This is a genomic window from Serratia sp. 22278 (assembly GCF_052045405.1).
Lineage (GTDB): Bacteria > Pseudomonadota > Gammaproteobacteria > Enterobacterales > Enterobacteriaceae > Serratia > Serratia marcescens.
In genome coordinates this window covers 137,854-149,829 of the sequence record NZ_JBQEOW010000006.1, presented here as the reverse complement: position 1 = coordinate 149,829, position 11,976 = coordinate 137,854, and the positions used below count along the sequence as shown (strand labels likewise).

10 protein-coding genes and 1 tRNA gene are annotated in these 11,976 nt (G+C 58.1%); 9 read left to right on the top strand and 2 right to left on the bottom strand.

Going from position 1 to position 11,976, the window contains the following annotated elements:
* Positions 1-37 precede the first annotated feature (37 nt).
* The 7 genes from ACTJJ6_RS13620 to ACTJJ6_RS13590 all read left to right on the top strand — a co-directional run bounded on the left by ACTJJ6_RS13620 (position 38) and on the right by ACTJJ6_RS13590 (position 6,888).
* Positions 38-502, top strand: coding sequence for a MarR family winged helix-turn-helix transcriptional regulator (locus ACTJJ6_RS13620; protein ID WP_016929534.1), 465 nt, complete (start codon positions 38-40; stop codon positions 500-502).
* 160 nt (positions 503-662) lie between these two features.
* Positions 663-1,088, top strand: a complete 426-nt coding sequence (locus ACTJJ6_RS13615; protein WP_004934114.1) for an organic hydroperoxide resistance protein — start codon at positions 663-665, stop codon at positions 1,086-1,088.
* 225 nt (positions 1,089-1,313) lie between these two features.
* Positions 1,314-3,008, top strand: coding sequence for a kdo(2)-lipid A phosphoethanolamine 7''-transferase (eptB, locus tag ACTJJ6_RS13610; protein ID WP_016929532.1), 1,695 nt, complete (start codon positions 1,314-1,316; stop codon positions 3,006-3,008).
* Between the two features lie 123 nt (positions 3,009-3,131).
* Positions 3,132-3,722: a transcriptional regulator UhpA gene (gene uhpA, locus ACTJJ6_RS13605; protein ID WP_004934117.1), complete on the top strand. Its 591-nt coding sequence runs from the start codon at positions 3,132-3,134 to the stop codon at positions 3,720-3,722.
* On the top strand, positions 3,719-5,263 hold the full coding sequence (gene uhpB / locus ACTJJ6_RS13600) for a signal transduction histidine-protein kinase/phosphatase UhpB (RefSeq protein WP_049299603.1): 1,545 nt from the start codon (positions 3,719-3,721) through the stop codon (positions 5,261-5,263). The genes uhpA and uhpB overlap by 4 nt, the downstream gene beginning before the upstream one ends.
* 96 nt (positions 5,264-5,359) lie before the next feature.
* Positions 5,360-6,691 carry an MFS transporter gene (locus tag ACTJJ6_RS13595; protein WP_015376232.1) on the top strand — a complete coding sequence of 444 codons (1,332 nt, stop codon included), beginning with the start codon at positions 5,360-5,362 and terminating at the stop codon, positions 6,689-6,691.
* 120 nt (positions 6,692-6,811) lie between these two features.
* Positions 6,812-6,888 (top strand) — tRNA-Pro (locus ACTJJ6_RS13590).
* A gap of 48 nt (positions 6,889-6,936) precedes the next feature.
* Here ACTJJ6_RS13590 and ACTJJ6_RS13585 read toward each other — a convergent pair.
* Both ACTJJ6_RS13585 and ACTJJ6_RS13580 read right to left on the bottom strand, forming a co-directional pair.
* The gene (locus tag ACTJJ6_RS13585; RefSeq protein ID WP_028127802.1) at positions 6,937-7,284 is read right to left on the bottom strand and encodes an HVO_A0114 family putative DNA-binding protein; all 348 of its coding nucleotides are present in this window, start codon (positions 7,282-7,284) and stop codon (positions 6,937-6,939) included.
* Entirely contained in the window at positions 7,284-7,571 is a 288-nt protein-coding gene (locus tag ACTJJ6_RS13580) for a toxin-antitoxin system TumE family protein (protein ID WP_048796360.1), read from the bottom strand. The genes ACTJJ6_RS13585 and ACTJJ6_RS13580 overlap by 1 nt, the downstream gene beginning before the upstream one ends.
* Before the next feature lie 397 nt (positions 7,572-7,968).
* On the opposite strand from ACTJJ6_RS13580, the gene ACTJJ6_RS13575 reads away from it, so the two are divergent.
* Positions 7,969-9,660 (top strand): glycosyl hydrolase family 18 protein, encoded by a 1,692-nt coding sequence (locus ACTJJ6_RS13575; protein WP_049300325.1) that lies wholly within the window; start codon positions 7,969-7,971, stop codon positions 9,658-9,660.
* A 601-nt stretch (positions 9,661-10,261) separates the two neighbouring features.
* Complete coding sequence (gene dppA / locus ACTJJ6_RS13570) at positions 10,262-11,869, top strand: dipeptide ABC transporter periplasmic-binding protein DppA (RefSeq protein ID WP_033639032.1); 1,608 nt, start codon at positions 10,262-10,264, stop codon at positions 11,867-11,869.
* Positions 11,870-11,976 lie beyond the last annotated feature (107 nt).

Genomic DNA, 11,976 nt, shown 5'->3' with positions numbered 1-11,976 from the left:
CTTGCGATTACATCGTGCACTATCTATATTCACAAGCATGAAAAGCACCGATACCGCACAACCCAACGCGAAGAACCTGCTGCAGCTCGATCAGCAGCTCTGTTTCGCGCTGTACTCCGCCAACCTGGCGCTGCACAAAGTCTACCGCAAGCTGTTGAATCAGCTCGAACTCACCTACCCGCAATACCTGGTGATGATGGTGCTGTGGGAGCGCGATCGGGTGACGGTATCGGACATCGGCGAGCGACTGTTCCTCGATTCCGCCACGCTGACGCCGCTGCTGAAGCGGCTGGAAACCGCCGGTCTGCTGGTGCGCTATCGCGCCACCGCCGACGAGCGGCAGGTGATCATTGCTCTCACCGAAGCCGGCCGCGCGCTGCGTGAGCGGGCGCAATCGGTGCCCGAGGCGGTGATGTGCGCCACCGACTGCAGCCTGGACGAGATCGTCTCGCTCAAACAGCAGTTGGAAAAGCTGCGCGGCAGCCTGATCGATCAGATTTGACCCGCCGCCGCCGGACGCAAGAACGGCAGGGGTGGTCTACACTGGTTAATAAGCGTCAAAAATAAGTAGTGCACGATTTAATCGCAAAAGATAAATATGTGACCGGCTTTACTTCGTGGAAGCCGTAGTCATCTCGCCAACCAGCAAGAAGGAATGAACGATGTCTATTGAGAAAGTGGTTTACCGCGCTCACGCCACCGCAACCGGCGGCCGCGACGGCCGTGCGACCTCCTCCGACGGCGTGTTGGACGTGAAACTGGGCGTGCCGAAAGAGATGGGCGGCGCCGGCGGCGAAGTCACCAACCCCGAGCAGCTGTTCGCCGCCGGTTACTCGGCCTGCTTCCTCGGCGCGTTGAAGTTTGTCGCGGCGAAAGAAAAGGTCAAAATCCCGGCCGAAGCCAAGATCGACGGCACCGTCGGCATCGGTGAAATCCCCAACGGTTTCGGCATCGAAGTGCAGCTGGATATCTCGCTGCCGGGCATCGAGCGCAGCGTGGCGGAAGATTTGGTGAAAAAGGCGCACGTGGTGTGCCCATACTCCAATGCCACCCGTGGAAATATCGATGTGACTCTGAACGTTAAGTAAGATTTTTGCCGAAATCTGGAAAAAATGGAGGGTTTATCCCTCCATTTTCTTGCGTGCCCTGCCTGAAAATCGCTCAAAAAAACGGTAAATTTTGTCCGTTTTGTGAGAATTCTCTTGATTATTACCCGCAAAATAACGCTTATTGCCGGTTGGCTGAACCAGAAGCCGCAATCAGTGTCTGACTGAGTCAGAACCGCTACACCGTCCCCGGAGCCACCGCGTTACATGAACAAAGTTAAATCGCTATCACAGCAGAATTTATCGTTATTGTTAGCGATCTATATCGGCATCTTTCTAAACCTGTCCGTTTTCTATCGCCGTTTTGATTCGCTGGCGCACGGCATTCAGGGAATTAAGCTTATTTCGGCGGTGACGGAAGTCATCGCTATCGTCCTGTTTACGTTCTTCATCATGCGGCTGGTATCGCTCGGCGGCCGGCTGTTTTATCGCATCGTCGCCTCGCTGCTGGTGTTGATTTCGGTTGCCGCCAGCTACTACATGACGTTTTTCAACGTGGTGATCGGCTACGGCATCGTGGTGTCGGTGATGACCACCGATATCGATCTGTCGAAAGAGGTGGTTGGCCTGCACTTCGTGCTGTGGATGGTGGCGCTCAGCGCCTTGCCGCTGCTGCTGATCTGGAAAAACAACCTGCGCTATACCCTGATAGAACAGCTGAAAACCCCTGGTCATCGCATCAAGCCGCTGCTGGTGTTGCTGGCGGTGGTGGCGCTGGTCTGGCTGCCGCTGCGCATGCTGGACGACGAGCAGAGCGTGCAAGAGAAGCTTTCCAACGTCGATTTGCCGAGCTACGGCGGCGTGGTGGCGCACTCGTATCTGCCGTCCAACTGGCTGTCGGCGCTGGGGCTGTTCGCCTATACCCGCTATGACGAAAGCCAGGACCAGAGCACGATGTTCGATCCGGGCAAACACTTCACTTATGTACCGCCGGCGGACATCGACGACACCTACGTGGTGTTTATCATCGGCGAGACCACGCGCTGGGATCACATGGGCATGCTGGGCTACGAGCGCGATACCACGCCGCGGCTGTCTAAAGAGAAGAATCTGGTGGCGTTCCGCGGCGAGTCGTGCGATACCGCCACCAAGCTGTCGCTGCGCTGCATGTTCGTGCGTGAAGGCGGCACCGAAGACAATCCGCAGCGCACGCTGAAAGAGCAGAACGTGTTCGCGGTGCTGAAGGATCTGGGCTTCTCTTCCGAGCTGTTCGCCATGCAGAGCGAGGTGTGGTTCTACAACAACACCGAGGTGAACAACTATTCGTTCCGCGAGATGATCGCGTCCGAGAAGCGCAACGACGGCAAGGCGGTCGACGATATGCTGCTGGTGGACGAAATGAAGGAGTCGCTGGCGCGCTATCCGAAGGGCAAGCACCTGGTGATCCTGCATACCAAAGGCTCGCACTACCTGTACTCGCAGCGCTATCCGCGCAGCTATGCGCGTTATCAGCCGGAGTGCATGGGGGTGGACGATTCCTGCACCAAGGCGCAGCTGATCAATGCGTTCGACAATACGGTGCTGTATACCGACAGCTTTATCAGTAATGTGATCGATCAGGTGCGCGACAAGAAGGCCATCGTGTTCTATGCCGCCGATCACGGCGAATCGATCGGCGAGAATACGCACCTGCACGGCACGCCGCGCGAAATGGCGCCGCCGGAGCAATTCCGCGTGCCGATGATCGTGTGGGCGTCGGACAAGTTCCTCGAAAACCCGCAACACCTCAGTGCCTTTGAGCAGTTGCAGGCGCAGCAGCGCATCGGCAAAACGCATCGCCACGTCGAGCTGTTTGACACCCTCCTTGGCTGCCTCGGATACACGTCTCCCGATGGCGGCATCGTGGACAAAAACAACTGGTGCCATCTGCCGCAGGATAAAACGGCGCCTGCCCGCCTGTAACCTCTCCCGCCGGGTGCCTGCCTTGCGCACCCGGTAATTTCACCCAATACATTCTCTTCATCAATTATTCCGGTATGCGCATACGGTATACTTGCGCACTTCCCCTGCTAACCGGAGATTTCCATGACCCTGCGCGTGGCGTTTATCGACGATCATGACATTGTGCGTTCGGGCTTTGTGCAACTGCTGTCGCTGGAGGCCGATATTCAGGTGGTGGGCGAGTTCAGCAGCGCGGCGCAGGCGCGCGCCGGCCTGCCGGGGCTGGAAGCGGAAATCTGTATTTGCGACATTTCGATGCCGGACGGCAGCGGGCTGGATCTGCTGGCGGACATTCCTTCCGGCATCCGCGTGGTGATGCTGTCGATGCACGATAACCCGGCGCTGGTGGAAATGGCGCTGGAACGCGGCGCCAGCGGCTTTCTCTCCAAGCGCTGCAAGCCGGAAGATCTGATCACCGCGGTGCGCACCGTCGCCGGCGGCGGCGTCTACCTGATGCCGGAAATCGCGCAGCAGCTGGCGCGGGTGAGGGTCGATCCGTTGACCCGCCGCGAGCGCGAGATCGCGCTATTGCTGGCGCAGGGCCAGGAGGTGCGTGAGATCGCCGCCGCCTTGGGGCTGTCGCCGAAAACGGTGCATGTGCACCGCGCCAACCTGTTCGCCAAGCTGGGCATCAACAACAACGTCGAGCTGGCCAGACGGATGCTGAACCTGTGACGCAGCGCCTGATCACCCAGCTGGCGCTGTTTTTCATCTACGCCGCCAGCGCGTTTTGCCTGTGGGGCATCGGCACCGCGCTGATCGCCCCCCCCTGGCAGGCGCTGCTGCTGTTTCCGTTCGGCCTGCGCATGGGCATTTTGCTGCAGAGCCCGTACCGTTTCTGGCCGGGGATCCTGCTGGCCGACCTGCTGCTGATGGCATTGCTGGCGGATCAGTTCGGCTACGGCCCGGCGCTGTGGGCGTCGGTGGCGGTGCTGGTGTTGACGGTGTTGCTCAGCCTGCTGGCCTCGCCGTGGCTGTTGCGCCATCAGCAGAGCGACAGCGAATGGCGCTGGCCGCTGTTGCAGGGCGCGGTGGTCGCCATTGCCGCCTTGCTGCAGGCGCTGGTATGGCAGCTGGTGAGCGGCGAAGGCGCCCGCGCGCTGTTGCTCGGCCTGACCGGCGGTTTCACCATCGCGCCAACCTGCCTGCTGTTGTGGCACTATCTGGCGCGCCAAATCTGGGTGCCGCTGGAGCCGGGGCTGATCCACAAGCCGGTGGAGCTGCGTCTGGGCCACCTGGCCAGCTATCTGTTGCTGTTTGCGTTCAGCATCTGGCTGCAGCAGCAGGTTAACGCCGCCGAGCTGCGCCGTTTCGCGCCGTTCTGCCTGGCGATCCCCATCGTGTTCATGTCTTATCGCTATGGCTGGCAGGGCGCGCTGTTGGCGACGCTGCTCAACGGCGTGGCGCTGATGGTCAACGAGCCGCCGCAGCCGGAGTCGCACCGCGATCTGCTGCTGTCGCTGCTGGCCCAAAGCCTGACCGGGCTGCTGCTGGGCGCCGGCATTCAGCGCCAGCGCGAACTGAATCAACAGCTGCGGCTGCGGCTGGCGGAGAATCGGCAGCTGGCGCGTGCGCTGGTGACGGCGGAGGAGCAAACCCGGCGCGAGGTGGCGCGCGAGCTGCACGATGAAGTGGGGCAGACCATCACCGTGATCCGCACCCAGGCCAGCATCGTCAAACGTCTGGCGCCGGAACCGGCGGTGATCGGCTGCGCCGACGCCATTGATGCGTTGGCGCTGCGGGTTTATGACGGGGTACACGATGTGCTGACCCAGCTGTGGCCGGCGGCGCTGAACAACCTGCCGCTGTCGGCGGCGGTGGCGGCGATGCTGCGGGAGTCGCTGCCGCAGGACGCGTCGCTGGTGAGCAGCCTGCAGTGGCAGGTGCCGGACGAGCTGCTGGATGAAACGCTGAAAATTACGCTGTACCGGGTGTGTCAGGAAGGGGTGACCAATGTGTGCCGCCACGCCGGCGCCAGCCGCCTGGAGCTGGATGCGCGCCTGCAGCCGCGCAAAGGCGCCGCGCCGCAGATCGCCCTGACCATCCGCGACAACGGCGTGGGCTTCGATGCGGAAAACCATCAGCCGGGGTACGGCCTGCGCGGCATGCAGGAGCGCATCAGCGCCCTCGGCGGCAGCCTGCGGTTCACCGCTGAGCGGGGCGCCTGTTTGAGTGTGATCTTGCCCACAGTTTCACCGGCGCAAACGCAAAACTAGGAAAAACTCCTAACCGCCTCGAGAATCCGGCGTAAGCCCCCTGCGCGCGCGAGGAGCATCATAGCGGCACTTTAATTCAATCCTCTGAGGTTCCACATGTGGTCTTTCCTTAAAAGCCGCCCGGATGCGCCGCAGGTCACCGATCAACGGCAGATCGACGCCAGCTACAAATACTGGCGCATTCAGCTGATGTGCACCATGTACATCGGTTATGCCGCGTTTTACTTCACGCGCAAAAGCTTCAACTTCATCATGCCGGCGATGCTGAGCGATCTGGGTCTGACGATGTCCGACGTCGGCATCCTCGGTACGCTGTTCTACATCACCTACGGCTGCTCGAAATTCATTTCCGGCATGATCAGCGATCGCTCCAACCCGCGTTACTTTATGGGGCTGGGCCTGATCATGACCGGGGTGCTGAATATCTTCTTCGGTCTCAGCTCGTCGTTGATGATGCTGGGCACGCTGTGGATCCTCAACGCCTTCTTCCAGGGCTGGGGTTGGCCGCCGTGCTCCAAAATCCTCACCAGCTGGTATTCGCGCTCCGAGCGCGGCAGCTGGTGGGCGATCTGGAACACCTCGCACAACGTCGGCGGCGCGCTGATCCCGCTGCTGGTCGGCTTTATCTCGCTGCACTTCAGCTGGCGTTACGGCATGATCATTCCCGGCATCATCGGCGTGGTGCTCGGCCTGCTGATGTGCTGGCGCCTGCGTGACAAGCCATCCACCCTGGGGCTGCCGAGCGTCGGCAAATGGCGCAACGACGCCATGGAGCTGGTGCAGGAATCGGAAGGCCAGGGGCTGAGCAACCGCGAGATCATCAAGCGCTACGTGCTGACCAACAAGTACATCTGGCTGCTGGCGGTCTCTTATGTGCTGGTGTACATCGTGCGTACCGCGATCAACGACTGGGGCAACCTCTACCTGACGCAGGAAAAGGGCTATTCGCTGATGACCGCCAACTCGGCTATCTCGCTGTTTGAAGTGGGTGGCTTTATCGGTTCGCTGGTGGCCGGTTGGGGTTCCGACAAGCTGTTCCGCGGCAACCGCGGCCCGATGAACCTGATCTTCGCTATCGGTATCTTCCTGTCGGTGGCGGCACTGTGGCTAATGCCGGGCGTCACCTACCTGCTGCAGGCCTGCTGCTTCTTCGCCATCGGCTTCTTTATCTTCGGTCCGCAGATGCTGATCGGCATGGCGGCGGCGGAGTGCTCGCACAAGGATGCGGCGGGCGCCGCGACCGGTTTCGTCGGCCTGTTCGCCTACCTGGGCGCGGCGCTGTCCGGCTACCCGATCGCGCGGGTGATGGAGATCTGGCACTGGAACGGCTTCTTCGTGGTGATTTCCATCGCCGCCTGCCTGTCGGCGCTGTTCCTGCTGCCATTCCTGCGCGCGCAGACGCCGGCGCTGAAACCGGCCAACGCCTGAGTAAAATACGCTGCGCAGCCCCCGGCGCAGCGCATTATGGCGCTTTTATCACCACTTGAAGTGCAGGGGCAAAAAAGTGATTGACGCCTATAACCGCCAGCAGTAAGATGCGCCCCGCATCGGCGAGTAGCGCAGCTTGGTAGCGCAACTGGTTTGGGACCAGTGGGTCGGAGGTTCGAATCCTCTCTCGCCGACCACCATTCGAAAAACCTGCTTTTTAAAGCAGGTTTTTTTTCGCCCGCCGTTTAGGCGGCTTTGCCTACGACGAAGTCAAAATGGATTTCGTCATAGGGGAAAATCACGCCTTGTTCACCTCTATCGACGATGCCACAGCCTAACAGCGACTGCAGATCGGTATGCACCGCTTTCACATCGCGCTTCACTCGGCGCGCGATTTCCCGAATGGAAAGTTCGCCGGCGCCGGTCATGGTATGCAAGATATGCATTTTCTTGGGTGATAAGGTTTTCCACAGACTCTCCCAATCCAGGAATGTGATGTATTGCCCTTGAGCGCTTTGATGACCTGTTGTGGCTTCCTTCAGTGCAAGTTTCATTTCTTCGACTGAAGCGACCCGAATAGTGACTGTGTTCATCATGACTCCTCTGTAAGCTGCATAACCTCGCGCCAGAAACTGTCGAGCAAGGCATCAATGGTCGTGAAATTAAGCGGCTCTTCTTTTCCATCGATATGTTTGTGATCGCCTTTACCCGCTTCATTGTCATAGCGCAGTCGACAAATGCCGTCTTTTACATAAGCAAATCGGTATTTATAACAGTGGCCGCTGGCCCTGACGGGCGGCACCACCCGCCAAATGACGAGCTGCGCAAATGCTGCAGGTGCCAGAGGTATCCTGTCTTGGTAGATTAGCTGCGAAGGCATGCCCTTTCCTTAAGTGTTGTTCACATTACCAACACAGTCAGGGTGTTGTCAATAATGACAACGCCCTGACTGAAGAGTGTGGTGCAATACTGATAAATATTTATCTTTCCTTAATAGAAAATTCACTATCCTTATTTGTCATGCTTTCTTTTATTTATATTAAAATAAATTCACGCTTGCTGAATAAAACCCAGTTGATAGCGCTCTTGTTTTTGCGCCTTTTTTATTTATAGTCTGAATGTACGCGGTGGGAATGATTATTTCGCCACGTGGAAAGACGCTGTTGTTATTCATTGATTTTAACCTTCGCGGATTATTGCGGAATTTTTTCGCTTCGGCAATGCATCGCGACGATTAACTCTTTTATGTTTATCCTCTCGGAATAAAGGAATCAGTTATGCGCAAATTTAATAAACCGCTGTTGGCGCTGTTGATCGGCAGCACGCTGTGTTCCGCGGCGCAGGCCGCCGCGCCGGGCAAGCCGACCATCGCCTGGGGCAACACCAAGTTCGCCATTGTTGAAGTTGACCAGGCGGCTACCGCTTATAATAATTTGGTGAAGGTAAAAAATGCCGCCGATGTTTCGGTCTCCTGGAATTTATGGAATGGCGACACCGGCACGACGGCAAAAGTTTTATTAAATGGCAAAGAGGCGTGGAGTGGTCCTTCAACCGGATCTTCCGGTACGGCGAATTTTAAAGTGAATAAAGGCGGCCGTTATCAAATGCAGGTGGCATTGTGCAATGCCGACGGCTGCACCGCCAGTGACGCCACCGAAATTGTGGTGGCCGACACCGACGGCAGCCATTTGGCGCCGTTGAAAGAGCCGCTGCTGGAAAAGAATAAACCGTATAAACAGAACTCCGGCAAAGTGGTCGGTTCTTATTTCGTCGAGTGGGGCGTTTACGGGCGCAATTTCACCGTCGACAAGATCCCGGCGCAAAACCTGACCCACCTGCTGTACGGCTTTATCCCGATCTGCGGCGGCAATGGCATCAACGACAGCCTGAAAGAGATTGAAGGCAGCTTCCAGGCGTTACAGCGCTCCTGCCAGGGCCGCGAGGACTTCAAAGTCTCGATCCACGATCCGTTCGCCGCGCTGCAAAAAGCGCAGAAGGGCGTGACCGCCTGGGATGACCCCTACAAGGGCAACTTCGGCCAGCTGATGGCGCTGAAGCAGGCGCATCCTGACCTGAAAATCCTGCCGTCGATCGGCGGCTGGACGCTGTCCGACCCGTTCTTCTTCATGGGCGACAAGGTGAAGCGCGATCGCTTCGTCGGTTCGGTGAAAGAGTTCCTGCAGACCTGGAAGTTCTTCGACGGCGTGGATATCGACTGGGAGTTCCCGGGCGGCAAAGGCGCCAACCCTAACCTGGGCAGCCCGCAAGACGGGGAAACCTATGTGCTGCTGATGAAGGAGCTGCGGGCGATGCTGGATCAGCTGTCGGCGGAAACCGGCCGCAAGTATGAGCTGACCTCCGCCATCAGCGCCGGTAAGGACAAGATCGACAAGGTGGCTTACAACGTTGCGCAGAACTCGATGGATCACATCTTCCTGATGAGCTACGACTTCTATGGCGCCTTCGATCTGAAGAACCTGGGGCATCAGACCGCGCTGAATGCGCCGGCCTGGAAACCGGACACCGCCTACACTACGGTGAATGGCGTCAATGCGCTGCTGGCGCAGGGCGTCAAGCCGGGCAAGATCGTGGTCGGCACCGCCATGTATGGCCGCGGCTGGACCGGGGTGAACGGCTACCAGAACAACATTCCGTTCACCGGTACCGCCACCGGGCCGGTCAAAGGCACCTGGGAGAACGGCATCGTGGACTACCGCCAAATCGCCGGCCAGTTCATGAGCGGCGAGTGGCAGTACACCTACGACGCCACGGCAGAAGCGCCATACGTGTTCAAGCCTTCCACCGGCGATCTGATCACCTTCGACGATGCCCGCTCGGTGCAGGCCAAAGGCAAGTACGTGCTGGATAAGCAGCTGGGTGGCCTGTTCTCCTGGGAGATCGACGCGGACAACGGCGATATTCTCAACAGCATGAACGCCAGCCTGGGCAACAGCGCCGGCGTTCAATAATCGGTTGCAGTGCGTTGCCGGGGGATATCCTTTCGCTCCCGGCTTTTTCGCCGCCGAAAGTTTTTTTACGCCGCACAGATTGTGGCTCTGCCCCGAGCAAAACGCGCTCATCGGACTCACCCTTTTGGGTAATCCTTCAGCATTTCCTCCTGTCTTTAACGGCGATCACAAAAATAACCGTTCAGATATTCATCATTCAGCAACAAAGTTTTGGCGTTTTTTAACGGAGTTAAAAACCAGTAAGTTTGTGAGGGTCAGACCAATGCGCTAAAAATGGCCGCTTAGCATAAATTTTCATGCTGGAACTGTTAACAAAAGGTTTTTTTTATGTTTGTTTGCTGTTTCTCACAGTCTGCGTAAATCCCCACTGGTTATATTGACGACACCCCAAACAGTTGGCAACTTGATAGCCTCAGGGGTAAGAGCGAGAGTTGTTTGAGTGAATTCCACGCGCTCAGACGTCCCCGCCGCGATGCGTTCCATCCGGCATTCTCTCCTCGTACGCCTTCTGCCTTCGGGCGCCGATCGCACAGGCCACGCAATAAAAAATACAGGTCTGGCGGCAATTACACACATCACATCACACAATGGAGCACTAACGATGACACGTTCCTTGGGTAAATCGGGGATTCTGAAATTCGGTATTGGGCTGATCGCGCTGACCGTGGCGGCCAGCGTACAGGCCAAGACGTTGGTTTACTGTTCTGAAGGTTCCCCGGAAGGGTTCAACCCGCAGCTGTTTACCTCCGGCACCACCTATGACGCCAGCTCGGTACCGATCTACAACCGGCTGGTCGAATTCAAGACCGGCACCACCGAGCTGCAGCCGGGCCTGGCTGAGAAGTGGGACGTCAGCGAAGACGGCAAAACCTACACCTTCCACCTGCGCAAAGGCGTGAAGTGGCAGAGCAGCAAAGACTTCAAACCGACGCGCGATTTCAACGCCGACGACGTGGTGTTCTCCTTTGAACGCCAGTTGGATGCGAACAACGCCTATCACAAAGTGTCCGGCGGCAGTTACGAATACTTTGAAGGCATGGACATGCCGAAGCTGATCGCCAAGATCGAAAAAGTGGACGACAACACCGTGCGCTTCGTGCTGAACCGCCCGGAGGCGCCGTTCCTGGCTGACCTGGGCATGGACTTCGCGTCCATTCTGTCCGCCGAATACGCTGACGTGATGATGAAAGCCGGCACGCCGGAGAAAGTCGATCTGAACCCGATCGGCACCGGCCCATTCCAGCTGCTGCAATACCAGAAAGACTCCAAGATCCTGTACAAGGCGTTCGACGGTTTCTGGGGCACCAAGCCGAAGATCGATCGCCTGGTGTTTTCCATCACGCCTGACGCCTCCGTGCGCTACGCCAAACTGCAGAAAAACGAATGCCAGGTAATGCCGTACCCGAATCCGGCCGACATCGCCCGCATGAAACAAGACAAAGCCATCAACCTGCTGGAGAAACCGGGGCTGAACGTGGGCTATCTGTCGTTCAACACCGAGAAAAAACCGCTGGATAACGTGAAGGTGCGCCAGGCGTTGACCATGGCGGTCAACAAGCAGGCGATCATCGACGCGGTTTATCAGGGCGCGGGTCAGGCGGCCAAGAACCTGATCCCGCCGACCATGTGGGGCTATAACGACGCGGTGCAGGATTACGCTTACGATCCGGCCAAGGCGAAAGAGCTGCTGAAAGAAGCGGGCATGGCCGACGGTTTCAGCATCGACATGTGGGCAATGCCGGTGCAACGTCCATACAACCCGAACGCGCGCCGCATGGCGGAAATGATCCAGGCCGACTGGGCCAAGATCGGCGTGAAAGCCAAAATCGTCACTTATGAGTGGGGTGAATACCTCAAGCGCGCCAAAGCGGGCGAGCACCAGACGGTGATGATGGGCTGGACCGGCGACAACGGGGATCCGGACAACTTCTTCGCCACGCTGTTCAGCTGCGCGGCGGCGAAAGACGGCTCCAACTACTCCCGCTGGTGCTACAAGCCGTTTGAAGATCTGATTCAACCGGCGCGCGCCGAATCCAACCACGACAAGCGCATCGAACTGTACAAGCAGGCGCAGGTGGTGATGCACGATCAGGCTCCGGCGCTGATTGTCGCACACTCCACCGTGTACGAGCCTGTGCGTAAGGAAGTGAAAGGCTACGTCGTGGATCCGCTCGGTAAGCATCACTTCGAGAATGTCTCTGTAGACTGATTTCGACCGCTTTACCGGAGACGCACGAATGGACTTGCAGGGGCGCAACAGGTTTGCGCCCCTGCTGACCAGTCTCCGGCGTATGGCCGTCGAATCGTTCAAAGGCA

Excerpts from the sequence above, each read along its gene's own strand:
- eptB (WP_016929532.1), top strand. The coding sequence starts at position 1,314 with ATGAACAAAGTTAAATCGCTATCACAGCAGAATTTATCGTTATTGTTA.
- ACTJJ6_RS13585 (WP_028127802.1), bottom strand. The coding sequence starts at position 7,284 with ATGAACACAGTCACTATTCGGGTCGCTTCAGTCGAAGAAATGAAACTT.
- ACTJJ6_RS13595 (WP_015376232.1), top strand. The coding sequence starts at position 5,360 with ATGTGGTCTTTCCTTAAAAGCCGCCCGGATGCGCCGCAGGTCACCGAT.
- uhpA (WP_004934117.1), top strand. The coding sequence starts at position 3,132 with ATGACCCTGCGCGTGGCGTTTATCGACGATCATGACATTGTGCGTTCG.
- ACTJJ6_RS13620 (WP_016929534.1), top strand. The coding sequence starts at position 38 with ATGAAAAGCACCGATACCGCACAACCCAACGCGAAGAACCTGCTGCAG.
- ACTJJ6_RS13615 (WP_004934114.1), top strand. The coding sequence starts at position 663 with ATGTCTATTGAGAAAGTGGTTTACCGCGCTCACGCCACCGCAACCGGC.
- ACTJJ6_RS13580 (WP_048796360.1), bottom strand. The coding sequence starts at position 7,571 with ATGCCTTCGCAGCTAATCTACCAAGACAGGATACCTCTGGCACCTGCA.
- dppA (WP_033639032.1), top strand. The coding sequence starts at position 10,262 with ATGACACGTTCCTTGGGTAAATCGGGGATTCTGAAATTCGGTATTGGG.
- ACTJJ6_RS13575 (WP_049300325.1), top strand. The coding sequence starts at position 7,969 with ATGCGCAAATTTAATAAACCGCTGTTGGCGCTGTTGATCGGCAGCACG.